The organism is Lysinibacillus sp. FW301-JW8, assembly GCF_058788755.1.
Map to the genome: position 1 here is coordinate 16,326 of NZ_JBYTBB010000065.1, position 16,367 is coordinate 32,692.

The 16,367-nt window shown below is 36.5% G+C and carries 18 protein-coding genes; 2 read left to right on the forward strand and 16 right to left on the reverse strand.

Annotated elements, in window-relative coordinates; all coding sequences use genetic code 11:
• Nucleotides 1-39: 39 nt before the first annotated feature.
• From AC3WOM_RS21225 to groES, 8 genes are all read right to left on the reverse strand, one after another.
• Nucleotides 40-1,050: an ABC transporter substrate-binding protein gene (locus AC3WOM_RS21225; RefSeq protein WP_492448233.1), complete on the reverse strand. Its 1,011-nt coding sequence runs from the start codon at nt 1,048-1,050 to the stop codon at nt 40-42.
• A gap of 11 nt (nt 1,051-1,061) precedes the next feature.
• A complete protein-coding gene (locus tag AC3WOM_RS21230) occupies nt 1,062-1,823 on the reverse strand; it encodes an ABC transporter ATP-binding protein (RefSeq protein WP_427548873.1) in 762 nt (253 codons plus the stop codon).
• Between the two features lie 4 nt (nt 1,824-1,827).
• Nucleotides 1,828-2,907 carry a FecCD family ABC transporter permease gene (locus AC3WOM_RS21235; RefSeq protein ID WP_492448234.1) on the reverse strand — a complete coding sequence of 360 codons (1,080 nt, stop codon included), beginning with the start codon at nt 2,905-2,907 and terminating at the stop codon, nt 1,828-1,830.
• Nucleotides 2,908-3,106: 199 nt separating this feature from the next.
• The gene (locus AC3WOM_RS21240) at nt 3,107-4,522 is read right to left on the reverse strand and encodes a PH domain-containing protein (protein ID WP_492448235.1); all 1,416 of its coding nucleotides are present in this window, start codon (nt 4,520-4,522) and stop codon (nt 3,107-3,109) included.
• Nucleotides 4,494-4,982 carry a PH domain-containing protein gene (locus tag AC3WOM_RS21245; protein ID WP_492448236.1) on the reverse strand — a complete coding sequence of 163 codons (489 nt, stop codon included), beginning with the start codon at nt 4,980-4,982 and terminating at the stop codon, nt 4,494-4,496. The genes AC3WOM_RS21240 and AC3WOM_RS21245 overlap by 29 nt, the downstream gene beginning before the upstream one ends.
• Nucleotides 4,983-5,026: 44 nt before the next feature.
• Nucleotides 5,027-5,503 (reverse strand): hypothetical protein, encoded by a 477-nt coding sequence (locus AC3WOM_RS21250; protein WP_492448237.1) that lies wholly within the window; start codon nt 5,501-5,503, stop codon nt 5,027-5,029.
• A 286-nt stretch (nt 5,504-5,789) separates the two neighbouring features.
• The gene (gene groL, locus AC3WOM_RS21255; RefSeq protein WP_427548877.1) at nt 5,790-7,421 is read right to left on the reverse strand and encodes a chaperonin GroEL; all 1,632 of its coding nucleotides are present in this window, start codon (nt 7,419-7,421) and stop codon (nt 5,790-5,792) included.
• Nucleotides 7,422-7,554: 133 nt separating this feature from the next.
• The gene (groES, locus tag AC3WOM_RS21260; protein ID WP_054771925.1) at nt 7,555-7,839 is read right to left on the reverse strand and encodes a co-chaperone GroES; all 285 of its coding nucleotides are present in this window, start codon (nt 7,837-7,839) and stop codon (nt 7,555-7,557) included.
• A 173-nt stretch (nt 7,840-8,012) separates the two neighbouring features.
• On the opposite strand from groES, the gene AC3WOM_RS21265 reads away from it, so the two are divergent.
• Complete coding sequence (locus AC3WOM_RS21265; protein WP_492448238.1) at nt 8,013-8,777, forward strand: CPBP family intramembrane glutamic endopeptidase; 765 nt, start codon at nt 8,013-8,015, stop codon at nt 8,775-8,777.
• A 102-nt stretch (nt 8,778-8,879) separates the two neighbouring features.
• On the opposite strand, the gene tatC is transcribed toward AC3WOM_RS21265, so the two are convergent.
• The 3 genes from tatC to AC3WOM_RS21280 all read right to left on the reverse strand — a co-directional run bounded on the left by tatC (nt 8,880) and on the right by AC3WOM_RS21280 (nt 10,705).
• Entirely contained in the window at nt 8,880-9,701 is an 822-nt protein-coding gene (gene tatC / locus AC3WOM_RS21270) for a twin-arginine translocase subunit TatC (protein ID WP_492448239.1), read from the reverse strand.
• A 16-nt stretch (nt 9,702-9,717) separates the two neighbouring features.
• On the reverse strand, nt 9,718-9,903 hold the full coding sequence (locus AC3WOM_RS21275; protein WP_427548882.1) for a twin-arginine translocase TatA/TatE family subunit: 186 nt from the start codon (nt 9,901-9,903) through the stop codon (nt 9,718-9,720).
• 166 nt (nt 9,904-10,069) lie between these two features.
• On the reverse strand, nt 10,070-10,705 hold the full coding sequence (locus AC3WOM_RS21280) for a redox-sensing transcriptional repressor Rex (protein WP_427548883.1): 636 nt from the start codon (nt 10,703-10,705) through the stop codon (nt 10,070-10,072).
• 243 nt (nt 10,706-10,948) lie between these two features.
• Here AC3WOM_RS21280 and AC3WOM_RS21285 point away from each other — a divergent pair, with 243 nt between their 5' ends.
• The gene (locus AC3WOM_RS21285) at nt 10,949-12,898 is read left to right on the forward strand and encodes an ABC-F family ATP-binding cassette domain-containing protein (protein ID WP_492448243.1); all 1,950 of its coding nucleotides are present in this window, start codon (nt 10,949-10,951) and stop codon (nt 12,896-12,898) included.
• Nucleotides 12,899-13,317: 419 nt separating this feature from the next.
• Here AC3WOM_RS21285 and tsaD read toward each other — a convergent pair whose 3' ends face one another.
• From tsaD to AC3WOM_RS21310, 5 genes are all read right to left on the reverse strand, one after another.
• On the reverse strand, nt 13,318-14,337 hold the full coding sequence (gene tsaD / locus AC3WOM_RS21290; RefSeq protein ID WP_427548885.1) for a tRNA (adenosine(37)-N6)-threonylcarbamoyltransferase complex transferase subunit TsaD: 1,020 nt from the start codon (nt 14,335-14,337) through the stop codon (nt 13,318-13,320).
• Nucleotides 14,337-14,789: a ribosomal protein S18-alanine N-acetyltransferase gene (gene rimI / locus AC3WOM_RS21295; RefSeq protein WP_492448240.1), complete on the reverse strand. Its 453-nt coding sequence runs from the start codon at nt 14,787-14,789 to the stop codon at nt 14,337-14,339. The genes tsaD and rimI overlap by 1 nt, the downstream gene beginning before the upstream one ends.
• Complete coding sequence (gene tsaB / locus AC3WOM_RS21300) at nt 14,782-15,489, reverse strand: tRNA (adenosine(37)-N6)-threonylcarbamoyltransferase complex dimerization subunit type 1 TsaB (RefSeq protein ID WP_492448241.1); 708 nt, start codon at nt 15,487-15,489, stop codon at nt 14,782-14,784. The genes rimI and tsaB overlap by 8 nt, the downstream gene beginning before the upstream one ends.
• Nucleotides 15,486-15,935 carry a tRNA (adenosine(37)-N6)-threonylcarbamoyltransferase complex ATPase subunit type 1 TsaE gene (gene tsaE / locus AC3WOM_RS21305; protein WP_492448244.1) on the reverse strand — a complete coding sequence of 150 codons (450 nt, stop codon included), beginning with the start codon at nt 15,933-15,935 and terminating at the stop codon, nt 15,486-15,488. The genes tsaB and tsaE overlap by 4 nt, the downstream gene beginning before the upstream one ends.
• Nucleotides 15,936-16,162: 227 nt before the next feature.
• On the reverse strand, nt 16,163-16,367 hold a 205-nt coding region (locus AC3WOM_RS21310; protein ID WP_492448242.1), incomplete at its 5' end, for a hypothetical protein.

Sequence of the window (16,367 nt, forward strand, 5' to 3'; positions counted from 1 at the left end):
TTCCTTTAAAAAGTGGGATTAATCTCCCCATTTCTTCACTTATTTAAATAAATCTGGGTACATTTCTTTTGCTAAAGCTTCCATACCATCTATCGTATTATAGCTATAGCCAAACATGTAATTATAATCTACAATATAAATTTGTTTATTTTTAATAGCTTTCATGCTTGAAAGTTTAGGATTGGCATAAATTTCCTCGCGTACTTTTGTAAGATCTGATCCATCCCAGTTTGGCAGAATTAAAACATCTGGATCTGTAGCAATTAATGTCTCGATGCTAATATCACCTGTCTCATCTTTAAAGATATTATCTAGTTTAATCATATTAAATGAATTATTAAAGAATGATTCCCCATGTGCTGACCATACAAAAAGATCTTTTGGATCATTTGTATGCAAGTATGCAAATGTTTTGTGCTCTTTAATGCTCTCTAATTTAGTAGAAATATTCTTTTGTCTATCTTTTAATTCCTTTATAAAGCTATCTGCTTTGTCTTGAACATTAAAAATTTCCCCAACATTCTCTATATCCTTATAAATCGATTCATATGTTCCACCTGTTATCGAAGATTCTAAAACATACGTTTTAACACCCATATCATTTAGAGAATCTACTGTGCCTACTCCCCATTCAGCGTTATCAAATAATCCACCTCGTCCAAAAACTAGATCTGGATCAGTTCCTAATGTAACCTCTTTGCCAACGTACTCATCACTTAAAATATTTAACTTTTCGTATTCCTTCTCTACAGATGTATCAGGTGCACCAAAGTTTGCACCAACTCCAACAATTTTGTCCCCTAAGCCTAAATGTAATAATAGTTCTGCTGCTGGACGTGTGTTAGCCATAATTCTTTCTGGTGCTTTATCGAATTTTTGCTCTTTCTTTTCCCAAGTTGAGCCACCTTCAGCCTTTGTATAGTTTTCTATTGTTAATGGATAATGCTCTTTCGTTTCTGATTTCTCAGATGTATTTTTTGATGTGCCACCGCAAGCTGTTAACAGTAACATAGCTGCTAAGCCCATCCCTACTAATAATTTCTTCTTCATTTATACTCCTCCTAAAATCCATATGCAAAACTTAATCCATTCGTCACTGGATTAGTAAATGTTTGACACTTAATTTGATATAGAGCTTCTATTGTATCTGGAGTTAATACTTCCTCTGGTGTGCCATGCGCATAAATTTCTCCATCCTTCACTGCGTAAAGATAATCACAATAATGCGCTGCCATCTCTAAATCATGAAGAGCTGCAAGGACTCCTATATTTAGCTCTTTCACACAAGATAAAATTTCAATTTGATAGCGGATATCTAAATGATTAGTAGGTTCATCCAGTATCATAAATTTAGGTTGCTGTGCAATTGTTCTTGCTAAAATAACCCTTTGCTTTTCTCCACCAGATAACGATAAATAGCTACGATCCTTATAATCTTGTAAATTTGTACGTTTCAACGCTTCCTCAACTACACCATAATCATGCTTCGTGTCTGACTCTAACATTTTCTTATGAGGTGTTCTGCCTAACAGCACCATCTGATGCACAGTTAAATCAAAATGCATTTCATTAAATTGACCAACTACACCTAAATGCTGAGAAATTTTTTTCTCAGGACTTTTTAAAACATCTAAATCATCTAAAAAAACCATTCCCTTTTGCGGTGAAATGCTTTTATAGATACTTTTCAACAAAGTTGACTTTCCGCATCCGTTTGGTCCGATTAAGCCCACAAATTGTTGCTTTTTCACATGAATAGATACATTTTTAACAATTTCTTTTTTGCCTATCTTGACTTCCATTTCCTTAGCAATTAATTCCATTGTTCTACCCTCCGAAGTTGTAACCTTTTTTTACAATCATATAGATAAATAATGGTGATCCAATAACAGAGGTAATGATTCCTATAGGTAATTCAACATTTTGGATTAATGTTCTAGACAAAATATCTGCCCAGATCATAAATAGCCCTCCTAACAGTAACGTACCTAACATTAATCGTTTATGATCTGCACCAAAAATGCCCCTTGTAATATGAGGAATAATTAAACCAACAAAACCAATCATTCCTGCATAGGCAACCATAGTCCCCGCTACTAATGACGTAAGAATCATATATAGCTTTCGGTAAACGCTTAAATTGATTCCTAATGTGATAGCAGACTCATCACCTAATAGCATTGTATTTAATATGCGATGTTGGAGAAGAAATAATGCTGCACCTAACACAACTACAACTGCTAAGATTGGTGTCTTGTCCCAGCTAGCAGTGGCTAAACTACCCATTGACCAGAACGTAACAGCTTTAATGGCATCCGTATTTTTAGCAAAAAATATCATAAGGCTTGAAAACGAACTACATAACGCTCCTATCACAACCCCTGATAACACGAGTTTAATGGAGGTTGCTTTACCACCAATACTTGACAAAAGAAGAACGGCCATCGATGTCAACATTGCCCCTGCAAAAGCACCAAAAGCTACACCAAATTGGGCTAAGAACGCACTACCACCAAAGCCAATTAGAATGGCGAAAGTTGCACCCAATGTTGCACCTGAAGAAATACCAAGAATATATGGATCAGCAAGCGGATTTTGAACAATCGCCTGCATTACTACCCCACACAGGGCAAGTCCAATGCCAATCAATAAAGCAAAAACCACACGAGGCATCCTTACCTGCAAAATAATATTTAAGTACGATTGATTTTGAATATGATCAAGTGATCCTAACTTTCCATTTGTAAGCGTATGTAAAAGAATATCCATAGATTGCTTGAATGGAATACTAACCTGCCCTATTGATACAGATAACACGGCAGATAATAAAATTGTTCCAATGATAAGTAAGATCATGACATAATACATGTTACCTACGCCTATTCTTTTAGCATCCTGTTTATCCAAGATTTCACCTCTATCTAATACATTTTCTTCAAATGATAACGATTATCATTTTCAATATGTATTGTAAGTGATAATCTATTGAAATACAACAGGAAAATTAATTTAATAGCTTTCATCATTTTCAATAAGCACAAAAAAGCCTGTTCTCAAATTGTGAACTTGAGCGCAGGCTGTTGATTTATCGAAAACAGGGACCATCTTATTTATTATTTTGAGCAATATTTAAAAAGGTTTCTTGATACCGCGCGTCTAATCCATAACAACTATATGATTCATCTCCATCTTCTGCATATAACGAATACTCATAGCTCGCAACATTTCTTCCCTTTGTAAAAATGGATTGACTAACTGCGGTGTGCTGAATATAGGGCAGCAGAGTAATCATATGAAACGCCTGGAACCAATTATAGCCCGAATGGCGAATATAGTGTTCATCAACTTTTAAACCTGCATGTTTCCAACGCATATACCCTAAGTATAAATAAAATATTAATGACAATAAACCGTACAAAAAATAAGGATGAATATACGCTAAAGCACAACATACTAATGTAGGAAACCAAGTTATGCTCAATAAATAATCAGGTAATACAGATGCTTTCACATTTTTTTGCATTGGTTCAACTTTAAATACAGGCAATTGCTGTTGTATAAATTCTGACACTTGTTTCCGTTTCAATATAGGAAATAAAAGTATACTCCCATCACTACCAATCACATTAACTCTGATTTGTACATAGCCAAATAATTGAAAAAATAGGGGTTGTAAAATTTGCACAGACCGCACTTCATTTAAAGGAATTTGGTCAGATTTTTTATTCAACGAACCATAGGATATATGTATATACTGTCCTACATTCTCACTATGAAAGCTCCAATATGTTATCATTATATAAATGGCTGACACCAAAATCGATACAATGAAAAGTATAAAAAACATTAATACTAATGAGAGCACGTCCTGCCAAGACATCTCCTTAACAATTTGAAACGCTCCTTTAAACCCTATTCGGCTTGCATCAGTATCCCATCCTTCAATCCAAAAACCTACTAGCTTGGAAGAAAAATTAAGCAAAATCATCGTGATGGACATTGAGGCAAGAAACAGTCTCCGGTCGGCTGACGCTAGCAACAAACTTTGAAAAAATGATATACGTTGCATCGATTTTTTAGGCTGCATTAATTCATAAGAAGGAAAAAGAGCATTTTTTATTCTCACAATTTCTTTATTTGTTAATACAAAGATAAATTCATCTCCTCCGACTAATTCAATATTAAAATTCGACACACCCGCTATTCGCTTTAGAAATGAATCTGAAATCCGAATAGATTTTACACGATTAATCGGAATTTCATGTTGTTTTTTAGCAAATACACCTTCGGCAATAACGATTTTTTGCTTGTCAAAAGAAAAGTTTTTATAATACCAAAGCAATATAGAAGAAATAATAATCAGTGCACACAGCAACAAAAATCCGATATTTAATATTTTTTCGTAAAATTGATTAACACCAATCAAGCCAAGAATCAACACAAATATAGGATATATTCTCTCTTTAATGATGTCATAATTGATATATATAATTTCAAGAACATGATCTCTTTTCTTGCTCATCTTGGTCAATTCCCTTCTCAATCAAGAACATGGTGATATTTTCTTTTAATACCTCTGCCGCCTCCTTTTTTACAAATTGGATGCTATGGTAATCACCAGCAGTATATATACCTACACTATATAAATTAAATAAACGTGCATAAAACGTTTGGGTAATACTCACATGCTGTATACGTCGAATGGGAATAGTACTATGACGAATAGTAATACCTCCTTTGAATATTTGAATCCTTTCTTCATCTTCTACATATCGGAAATTTTTATAATAAAAAATATTCATAAGCCCTTCATAAAGAAATTGCACCGTATAATATAAAGAGGCAAGTATACATATTTTCCGTACAAACTCATAATCTTGAAATAAATAATAAGCTATTAAAATGACAAATAATCTTTTTATACAATATTGTAAATCACCTAAAAGCCATATCACAATTGAGGCTTTTTCTACTTTTTGCACAACTTTTCATCTCCATTGTCCTTTTGAAAGGTAACACGCATGACTTAAATTTTTATATCTACCGTTGAGCTTGAATTATTCTGACTCGTAGGCTCGCTTATTCCTTCAGATATACCTGACTGTTGCTTATTTTGGCTTTCCTCATCCTCAGACAATTGTTTGTACTCCTTAGGATCATCTTTAGGTATACGCATCGTCAGCGCTTTTCCATATAGCGCGGGGTCATGCTTGACTAAAAATTGATGATCCTTCGTTGGAACTTTATCTCCAGAGGAAATACGTCTCGCAATTTCTAAACATGTTGTATAAATTTTTAACTTGTCTTCCTCTGCCTCCATTTGCTTCTTAGCTGCCTCAGTTTCTCTCTTTAATTGCTCTGCCATCTTCTTTTGCCTTTCTAGCTCTTGTTCCCTCTTTTGCTTCTGCATCAATTGTTTTTCATCTTCTGTTACTTGTGTTGCTGACTTCGTTAGTTTTTGATCTGTAACTGGCTGATGATATTGGTTATATTCAATACGCATCTACTTTCCTCCTTTCTGTATTAAAAGAGCTTCTTAATTTATTATTCGGTTAAAACCGTATCAAATGAACTATAATTTTAGGAATCTTAAACATAAAAACCACCTCTTATAATTATTTACTAATTATAAGAGGTGGTTTTTATATTGAATGTTCTGGGTAGGTAAACTTTAAAAGAAAAAAACCACTTCTCATCAGATAGTAGAAATGATGAGAAGTGGTAGGTGTATTTATATTAATTGTGAGTAACACTACTTCCTAAAAGAAGTGTTGCCTTACTATATTTAATTACATCATCCCCGGCATGCCCATGCCACCCATATCAGGCATTCCTGGCGCTGCTGGGTCTGGAATATCTGCTACAACTGCTTCTGTTGTTAAGAATAAAGCTGCTACAGATGCTGCGTTTTGTAATGCAGAGCGCGTTACTTTCGCTGGGTCTACAACGCCCGCTTCAATCATATTCACCCATTCACCTGTTGCTGCGTTGAAGCCTACACCGATTTCTTCACGTTTTAGGCGATCTACGATAATTGAGCCTTCAAGGCCAGCGTTGTTTGCAATTTGGCGAACTGGCTCTTCTAACGCACGTAGAACGATTTTCACACCTGTTGCTACATCGCCTTCTTCTGCATCTGCCACATTTTCAACAGCTGCGTACACATTAAGAAGTGCAGTACCACCACCTGATACGATACCTTCTTCAACAGCTGCACGAGTTGAGTTAAGTGCATCTTCAATACGAAGTTTACGTTCTTTTAACTCAGTTTCTGTTGCAGCACCAACTTTGATGACTGCTACACCACCTGCTAATTTTGCAAGGCGTTCTTGTAATTTTTCTTTATCGAATTCTGAAGTTGTTTCAGCAAGCTGAGCACGGATTTGACCAATGCGACCCTCGATTGCATCAGCACCGCCAACACCTTCTACGATTGTTGTGTTGTCTTTTGTCACAACTACTTTCGCAGCGCGGCCTAGAGACGTAATATCAGCAGATTTAAGGTCTAAGCCTAATTCTTCTGTAATGACTTGACCACCAGTTAGGATAGCGATATCTTCTAACATCGCTTTACGACGGTCACCAAATCCAGGTGCTTTAACTGCTACAGCATTAAATGTACCGCGAAGTTTATTTACTACAAGTGTTGCAAGAGCTTCCCCTTCAACATCTTCAGCAATGATTAAAAGTGGACGACCTTGCTGTACCACTTGTTCTAATAATGGTAATACTTCTTGAATGTTTGTAATTTTTTTATCTGTAATTAAAATGTATGGGTTATCAAGAACCGCTTCCATTTTATCTGTATCAGTCACCATGTAGTGTGAAGCATAGCCACGGTCAAACTGCATACCTTCTACTACATCAAGCTCTGTTGTGAAGCCTTTAGATTCTTCAATTGTGATAACACCATCGTTACCAACGCGCTCCATTGCTTCAGCAATAAGTTGTCCAACTTCATCATCAGCAGCAGAGATGGCAGCAACCTGTGCAATTTCATCTTTATGGCTTACTGGACGAGAAATAGCGTGTAATTCTGTCAGTGCAGCAGTAACTGCTTTATCAATCCCTTTACGAATTCCAACAGGGTTTGCACCAGCTGTCACGTTTTTCAAGCCTTCACGAATAATTGCTTGTGCTAGTACTGTTGCTGTAGTTGTACCATCACCTGCGATTTCATTTGTTTTAGAAGCAACTTCTGCTACTAATTTTGCACCCATGTTTTCATATGGGTTTTCTAGTTCGATTTCTTTTGCAATAGTCACACCATCATTTGTAATAAGTGGTGAACCGAATTTTTTTTCTAAAACGACATTGCGCCCTTTAGGCCCTAATGTAATTTTAACTGCGTTTGCTAATTTATCTACACCTTGTAACATTAATGAACGAGCTTCTTCTGAGAATTTAATATCTTTTGCCATTTGAATTTACCCTCCTGAAATGGAATATTCGTTAAGCTTCATCAATATATTTATATCAATTTCACCATACTGTTATTGTCATATGTGACAATCATTATAGGCATTCGCTTTATTACCTAAATAAAGCATTGCATTATTCAATAATTGCAAGAATATCGCTTTCGCGTAAAATTAAGTATTCATTACCCTCATATTTAACTTCTGTACCAGCGTATTTTGAGAAAATAATGCGGTCGTCAACTTTAACGTCAAGCTCTACACGTTGTCCGTTTTCTAACACACGACCTGTCCCAACTGCTACAACTTTACCTTCTTGTGGCTTTTCTTTTGCAGAGTCTGGCAGTACAATACCGAATGCAGATTTTTCTTCTACCTCGATTAGTTCAATTACAATACGATCTCCTAGTGGTCTTAACAAGTGAAACAACCTCCTATTAATTAAATGTTTGTTGAGAGTTTATTAGCACTCTATACAGTTGAGTGCTAACACAATTATTATGATAATCAATCACACTTTTTTTTGCAAGCCAGAACTTCGAAAAATTTTGTTTTCTTTCCATATTCCTCTACAATAGAAAGGTAGCATAATGAATGGAAAGGATTTTGACTGTGACTAATTCTCAAAAAGTAATTAAACATAAAAAAACAGCCCTATATGTTTTATTGATTTATATCCTCATGCAAATATCAGGCAAATGGCTGTTAGTACCATTTCATAAGCTTGTTATGAGTACTACTGGTTTAGCTAGTAAACAAGCAGCTCCATTAACACAGGGCTGGTATATTGCACTTAGCTTCGCCATTGCGTTAATTCTAAGCTTAATCCTTACATCCCGTGATAAAACATTTTGGGATATTTATCAAGGAAAGAAAGAAACTATACCACTGTCAATCATGTGGGGAATTATTGGTTTCTTCTTAGTTTTTATCGGCCAAATGATTGGCGCAGCTATCGAAATGGCTGTATTCGGTATCCAGGGTGGGTCGCAAAACACAGCTGATATTGTAGCTATTGCAAAAGGCGCTCCTATTGCGATATTTGCGATTGTCGTATTTGGACCAATATTAGAAGAGTTCGTCTTCCGCCGTGTAATTTTTGGATCGCTTGTCCAAACAACGAATTTCTGGATAGCGGCTATAGTAAGTGCCATTTTCTTTGCTCTTATTCATAGGGACTTTTCACATATCTTGCTTTATACAATTTGTGGATTGATTTTTGCCTTCTTATACCACAAGACAAAACGCATTTGGACGTCCATTATCGCCCACGTCATGCTGAATGGTTTTGTGACACTTGTACAATTGTATGCAGAACGATTGCAAAAGTTGCTTGAAGAACTACAAAAAATGCAATAAAAAATCAGTGGGAGCTTTTTATCCCACTGATTTTTTAGTTATTTGTCGTCAAAAATTACATTTAAAAAGCTCGATATGCATGTGCATCGAGCTCTTTATTTTTTATTGATTTAATTCTTCTATTTGTCGTCGCTGTTGTTCAAGTGCCTCTTCAACCTGTCGTTTTTGCTCAGCTTCCTGCTCTTCTTTTAATCGCATTTCCTCTGATTTCAGGTATTTTTTATAGCCAATACGTGAGATCATAATGCTAATTTCATATAGCATAAACAGTGGTATTGATACCATTAAATGCGAAGCCAGCTCGGGCGGTGCAATTATAGCTGCGCACACAAATAAACCAAAATAGGAATACTTTCGAAAACGAACTAGTATTTCAGGAGATAACATTCCGATACGTGAAAAGAATAAGACTACAATCGGTAATTGGAAAAGGAAACCAAATGGTATTGTAAGTCTAAATAAAAATGAAAAATACTGTTTTATGCCAATTGTTGGCAGTACATCTAATTCATTCGATAAGCTCATCATAAATTTTATGACATAAGGAAATAAGTAAAAGAATGAAAAGGACAGCCCTGCTAAAAACAATAAAAAAGAATACGGTATATACTTTAAGGTTGCTTTTCGTTCTATGTCTCTTAGACCTGGGCTTATAAATGCCCACAATTGGTACATCAATATCGGCGAAGAAAGAATAAATGATATTAAAAAAATAACTTGGATATAAATTGACAGTGGTGTTACTACATCAAATGAATGGAGTTCTATATTGTAGGATTCCCCAGTAATTTGAAGATATTTAACAATTGGCTTTGCAACAAAAAAGCCAGCAATCATAGCAAGAACAAAGAAAACGGCAACTATGAAAAGCCGTTTTCTTAATTCTTCTATATGCTCAATAACAGTTAGATCTTTTGGATTCATTCCTCAACATCCTAACTTACTTATCTAGTTCTTTCTTTTTCTTGTCATCATCGTCATCGTCAGCTAATCCTTTAGTAGCATTTTTGAATTCACGTAGCGTTGAACCAAATGCTTTACCGAGCTCTGGTAACTTTCTAGGACCAAAAATTAGTAAAGCGACAACTCCGATAATAACGAGGCTCATTGGACCTATTGGACCCATTTCAGCCACCTCCTCTTTATATCCATCATTTTAACGCATAATTCGCCATTTTGCTAACTAATTATATGTGAAAGTTTTTCGTCACTCTTCATAGATTACTTCGTATTTTATATCATATTTCTATTTGACAGAAACTGTGAACTATACTTTGAATTATGTATTATTTTCACTCTTCCTGATTACGAATTAAATAAATAAGTGCCTGTAATTCAACAGATAAATCTATCGTTAAGAGCTGCATTTTATCTGGCACAGTAATGCGCTCTGGGGTAAAGTTTAAGATACCCTTTGCATTCATGGCTGCTAGACGGTCAGCCATTTTTTGTGCTGAACGTGGTGAAACGGTTAATATGGCTAACTCTGCGCCATATTCAGCATATTTTTCCTCCAATAAATCAGGATGAAAAACAGGAATATTACTAATCATCTTACCATCCTTTGGAGCTTTTGAATCGAATGCTACAACGATATGTGTATTATGATTTTTTTGGAAATTATATTTTAATAGAGCACTACCTAAGTTCCCCACACCGATTAACGCTACTTTTGTCGTTTCATGTTGATCTAGCGTTTGGCTAAAAAATGTTAATAAATGTTGAACATCGTAGCCATATCCTTTTTTCCCAAGTGCACCAAAATAAGAAAAGTCACGGCGAATGGTTGCTGAATCTATTTTCATCGCTTCACTTAGTTCTTTCGATGAAATTCGTTCCATGCCTTCGTGCGCAAAGTTTTGGATAAATCGATAGTAAAGAGGAAGTCTTTTAGTAGTGGCTTGTGGAATTTTTAATTCTTGTTTCAAACTTTTTCCTCCTTGTGTGTATCAAATTCGCCTAAACATATTTTAAATGATACATGCTTAATGAACTACTTACAAAGTTTATTATTTCTATTGGAGGATTTCTCTTTAGTTAATGGCGCCATTTACGCCACTAACTAAAGAGAAATCGTTTCAATCTTACATGACTGCTCGGAATAAGTAAAGCATCGACATTGCAAGCACATCGTTCATCCATTACACTAAGGAAGAATTGAGGTGTCAAGAATGATTGTTTTACAGGTCAATCAACTATATAAATCCTTCCTTGTAGATGAAATACTAAGCGGCGTTAAGTTAGAGGTTCAACATCGTGATCGTGTTGCATTAGTAGGACGAAATGGTGCAGGTAAGTCAACTTTACTAAAAATAATTGCCGGTCAAATGTCATATGATGCGGGTGATATTATTATTCCTAAGGGCATACAAATCGGCTATTTAGAACAGCACGCTGGATTAAACTCAACCTTGTCGATTTGGGATGAAATGTTGACCATATTTGAACCACTTATGGCACAAGAAAAGACTCTTCGCTCACTAGAACAACAAATGGCTGATCCAGCTGTATATGAAGACTCTGTTTTATATGCCAAAATAATGTCTGAGTACGATCAATTACAGCATAATTTTAAAGATGCAGGCGGCTATCAATATGAATCTGATATCCGTTCAGTGCTTCATGGCATGCAGTTTTATCCTGAGGATTACGAGAAATCCATTCGTTCATTATCAGGAGGGCAACGAACTCGTTTAGCACTGGCTAAGCTTCTCTTAAGTAAACCAGATCTTTTAATACTAGACGAGCCTACAAACCATTTAGATATCGAAACGTTATCCTGGTTAGAATCTTATTTAAAAGGCTATGAGGGCGCGATTCTTATTGTTTCCCACGATCGCTATTTCTTAGATCAGGTTGTATCGATTGTCTATGAAGTCTCACGTCATCGTGTAACAAAATATACAGGTAATTATAGTGCTTATTTGGATGAAAAAGCGAAAAATTATGAGCGTGATATGAAAATGTTTGAACGCCAGCAAGATGAAAAAGCGAAGCTTGAGGAGTTTATTCAAAAAAATATTGCACGTGCTTCTACCACAAAGATGGCACAAAGTCGCCGTAAGATGTTAGAACGAACAGAATGGATGGAATCTCCTGATGGTGATGAAAAATCGGCAAGCTTTGGTTTCACAATCGACCGTCAAAGTGGTAATGATGTATTATCTGTTGATGATTTAACAATAGGTTATAGTGCTAAAAAAATATCAAGCAGCATTCATTTGCGGACCTATAGAGAAGATCGAATTGCGCTTGTTGGACCAAATGGCGTAGGTAAATCCACTTTATTAAAAACCATTATAAAAGATTTAGCACCACTCTCTGGAGAAATTCGCTATGGAACAAATGTTCAAATTGGTTACTATGATCAGGAGCAGGCAAAGCTCACCAGCAATAAAAGTGTTTTAAAAGAGCTTTGGGACGAATGGCCATTAATGAATGAAAAGGATATTCGAACTGTTCTAGGCCGATTCTTATTTAGTGGTGAAGATGTGGATAAAGCCGTATCCTCTTTATCTGGTGGTGAAAAGGCCAGACTTGCTCTTGCAAAATTAATGATGCAAAAGGCAAATTTCTTAATTCTAGATGAGCCTACCAACCACCTAGACTTAGATAGCAAAGAGGTCTTAGAGAATGCGTTGATTGATTATCCTGGAACATTATTATTTGTATCACATGATAGATATTTTATTAATCGAATCGCTACGAAAGTAGTTGAGCTATCTGGTGATGGTTCCTTCGAGTATTTAGGTGACTATGATTACTATCTAGAAAAGAAGCAGGAACTACTAGAACTAGCACAAATGAAGGCTACTATTAATTCTCAATCTCAAGGTCATATAGATATAGCTGAAAAAGCCTCTACCTCTAAAATTGATAAAGAAGCAAAAAAACGAGAACGCCAAATCAGGCGTACGATTGAAGAACTGGAAGGTAAAATGCTGAAGGTAAATGCTGAAATAACCCATTTAGAGGCAGAACTTTGTGATCCAGAGATTTTCACAAATCATGAGAAAATCTCACAGCTGCAAGAGGAATTATCCATTGCTAAGGAACAACATGAGCTATTTGAGTTAGAATGGCTCGAATTAAATGAAGAACTTGAAAATATCATTGTATAGTTAGATGTAAAGCCGTGTGCCTGACACATGGCTTTTTTCTTTACCCGCGCTTATATTTCATATATATTGGTCAAGTGCTATTTTTCGACAAAAACTGCCCACAGCTTTATGCACAAAGGAAATCTAGTAATACCAACATATCAACAGACTTTTCCACACTATCCACAGATTTAAATTATTTTGCTCACAGTTTTATGTGAAAAACATGCTACTATATATAGAATAACCACAAGTTATACACAAGTTATCAACAATTTGTGCATAAGTACGAATGTTCGTCGTTTCTATTTACAATTAATCTGTGGATAATATTCTGAAAAATTTGTCAATTCAGCAACATTTCATTGTGTAATATTTCTACATATTTTTCACATATCAAAAAGAGGTATCATAGAATTTAATCTAAGACACCTCTTTCTCTATTTCCCCCAGGATTTCAGCTCCATTCCAGGGCGACCATTCATCGTTAAATTTCCTCGTATACCAGCTTCAAACATTGGTGATGCTGCTGCCCCTATCATCGCAGCGTTATCTGTGCATAGTTTTAATGGAGGAACAAAAAATGGGATACCCTCTTCAGCAAAAACCTTCTCAAGCGATGTTCGCAAACCCTTATTAGCTGCCACTCCTCCTGCTGCAATTACTTGTTTCACTTTATATTCACGTGCAGCACGTAGTGTTTTTGCAGTTAATACTTCAACTACACTCTCCTGAAAGCCTTTAGCAACCGCAGTGGGAGATATTTTTTCGCCACGTTGATCCATATTATGTTTATAATTAATTACTGCCGATTTCAATCCACTAAAGCTAAAATCATACGAATTTTCTTCAAGCCACACTCTTGGGAATAATACAGCCTCTTCCCCCTCCTGTGCTAGCTTGTCAATACGTGGTCCTCCAGGATAAGGCAAGTTTAGAACACGCGCAACCTTATCATAAGCTTCACCCGCTGCATCATCTCGCGTCTCACCAATGACATCAAAAGATCCATGCTCCTTCATATACACAAGCTCTGTATGACCGCCGGATACAACAAGTGCCAAGAGTGGGAATTCCATTGGCTGGACAAGTGCATTTGCATAAATATGCCCTGCTATATGATGAACACCAATAATCGGTAAATTGTTAGCGAAAGCAAAGGCCTTTGCAGCATTAATTCCTATTAACAATGCACCTACTAGACCTGGTCCTTCTGTAACTGCAACTGCATCTAAATCACTCGGTTGCATATTTGCCTGAGCTAAGGCTTCTTCAATGACCACCGTAATTTGTTCAACATGATGGCGAGACGCAATTTCAGGTACAACTCCGCCAAATCGTTTATGACTTTCTATTTGTGAGGCAACAACATTCGAAACAATTTCGGAACCATTTTGAATAATTGCTGCTGCTGTTTCATCACAGCTCGATTCTATTGCTAATATCATTCGTTTTTCCATTATAAATTCACCCACATAACAAGGGCATCCTCCCCATTATCTGTATAATAACCTTTTCGTAAGCCGCCATCTTGAAAATCTAACTTTCGATAAAGATTTTGAGCAACAGTATTCGTTACTCTCACCTCTAAGCTCATGATTTCCATCTCATTCTGTTGCGCAATTCGCATGGATTCTCGCATTAATCCTTCACCTATTCCACGACCACGGGCTGATTCTATAACAGCAACATTCGTAATTTGCGCAGCGTCTACCACCATCCACATGCCGCAAAAACCAATTATGCTGTCATCTTCGTCTATAGCTAACACATAATGTGCATATTGATTTTCATGTACTTCATAATAAAAAGAATCTAGCGTCCATGGCGCAGGGAATGTAGCAAGCTCGATCGCATATACAGCTGGAACATCGTCAGAAACCATTTTACGATATGTTATCTTACTACTCATCCGTTTTCTCCTTCTGTTCCTTTAGCCAGTTCGCCTCTGCCTCTGCAATACGTTTGTATTGTGGGATAAAGTGATGAACTGCATCCACATTAGGTAACTCTAGGGTCGATGCTAATCGAATTATTTCACTTGCTCGGGGCAAATCATAACTAAAAGGTGCACGATGAGCATCATCACCTAGTACTTCTACGATCTTGGACCAAAATATAGCTACATCAGCCCCAACAAATAAAACAGGTGCCTCCAGAGTTTTTAAACGTGCTAATAAGCTATCAATATGGTCATGATAGTCATCAAATATGGTCTCTAGTTTTGAACCCTTATAAACAGCCGTATATACATTGTTTCTTCGCGCATCAAAAATTGGGCAGATGAATCCCTCATATAATGCAGCATTTGCAGCTAATGCTTTTAAGCTTGATATCCCAATGAGAGGCTTTTGTAGTGTCCATGCTAGCGTTTTGGCCAGTGTTACACCAATTCGGACTCCTGTATATGAGCCTGGCCCCTCAGATACCGCAATTGCATCTAACTCGCTTGGCTTTATGTTGACTCGTGCAAGCACATTCTCAATAGCAGGCATCGCTCCCGCTGAATGTGTTAACTTTATATTTTGTACAATCTCTGCAATCACTTGTCCATCCCTCACAACAGCAACAGACAGCGGTGCATTCGCCGTTTCAATCCCTAACCAAATCATTTCATTAGCTCCTCACATAATGCCTCATATCGCTTTCCACAAGGTGTTAACACAAATCGTCGTTGATTTTCTCCAATCCGGTAAATCTCTATTCCTAAACGCTCCTGTGGTAAATCTTGTTCAATGAGATGTGCCCACTCTACCACCGATACAGCATCTCCGTAAAATAGCTCGTCCCAACCAAGATCTTCATCGCTTTCTGCTAGACGATAAACATCCAAATGATTAAATGGTAAACGTCCCTCGTATTGCTTCACAATCGTAAATGTTGGACTATTTACTGTTTTTTTTATACCCAGTCCCTTTGCTAAGGCCTTTGTAAATGTCGTTTTTCCAGCACCCAAATCCCCCTCCAACGTTATTGTATCCCGGGCTTCTAGTAAGTTGGCAAGCTTCAATGCAAAGTGCTCAGTATCGTCCAGTGAATTCATTATTTTTTCATACATCATGTCTTTTTCCTTTCCAAGCTCCATTATCTCTAGTTTACCGAAACAAGCCTAAATGTTCAAAGCATCCAATGGTTCTTAAAAAATTAATTTTAGTACACACAGTAAGATAAAAACACGTCTCCTTTATAGAAGACGTGCTCATGTTGTTGAAAAACTATTATGTTGATTTAAATCTAGTTATTCAATATCACTCTATGGTAAAAACGAAACTTGAGCAACATCAATTACGCTCGAGCGTAATTGCATCTGGATTTTTTTCGAACTCGCTCGAAAAGCTCCTCTTCAAAATCCGTGACAACCGCAGGGGCTTTGGGCCAACAGATGTTTTTTGTGCGAAAGCGTAGTGCTAACACAGCGGCAGCAACATGATGTTTTTTTGTGCGAAAGCGTAGTGCTAACGCAGCGGCAGCAACATGATGTTTTTTTGTG

Coding starts and splice junctions, on each gene's coding strand:
- AC3WOM_RS21225 (WP_492448233.1), bottom strand. CDS start 1,050: ATGAAGAAGAAATTATTAGTAGGGATGGGCTTAGCAGCTATGTTACTG.
- AC3WOM_RS21230 (WP_427548873.1), bottom strand. CDS start 1,823: ATGGAATTAATTGCTAAGGAAATGGAAGTCAAGATAGGCAAAAAAGAA.
- AC3WOM_RS21240 (WP_492448235.1), bottom strand. CDS start 4,522: ATGAGCAAGAAAAGAGATCATGTTCTTGAAATTATATATATCAATTAT.
- AC3WOM_RS21250 (WP_492448237.1), bottom strand. CDS start 5,503: ATGCGTATTGAATATAACCAATATCATCAGCCAGTTACAGATCAAAAA.
- groL (WP_427548877.1), bottom strand. CDS start 7,421: ATGGCAAAAGATATTAAATTCTCAGAAGAAGCTCGTTCATTAATGTTA.
- AC3WOM_RS21265 (WP_492448238.1), top strand. CDS start 8,013: ATGGAAAGGATTTTGACTGTGACTAATTCTCAAAAAGTAATTAAACAT.
- tatC (WP_492448239.1), bottom strand. CDS start 9,701: ATGAATCCAAAAGATCTAACTGTTATTGAGCATATAGAAGAATTAAGA.
- AC3WOM_RS21275 (WP_427548882.1), bottom strand. CDS start 9,903: ATGGGTCCAATAGGTCCAATGAGCCTCGTTATTATCGGAGTTGTCGCT.
- AC3WOM_RS21285 (WP_492448243.1), top strand. CDS start 10,949: ATGATTGTTTTACAGGTCAATCAACTATATAAATCCTTCCTTGTAGAT.
- tsaD (WP_427548885.1), bottom strand. CDS start 14,337: ATGGAAAAACGAATGATATTAGCAATAGAATCGAGCTGTGATGAAACA.
- rimI (WP_492448240.1), bottom strand. CDS start 14,789: ATGAGTAGTAAGATAACATATCGTAAAATGGTTTCTGACGATGTTCCA.
- tsaB (WP_492448241.1), bottom strand. CDS start 15,489: ATGATTTGGTTAGGGATTGAAACGGCGAATGCACCGCTGTCTGTTGCT.
- tsaE (WP_492448244.1), bottom strand. CDS start 15,935: ATGTATGAAAAAATAATGAATTCACTGGACGATACTGAGCACTTTGCA.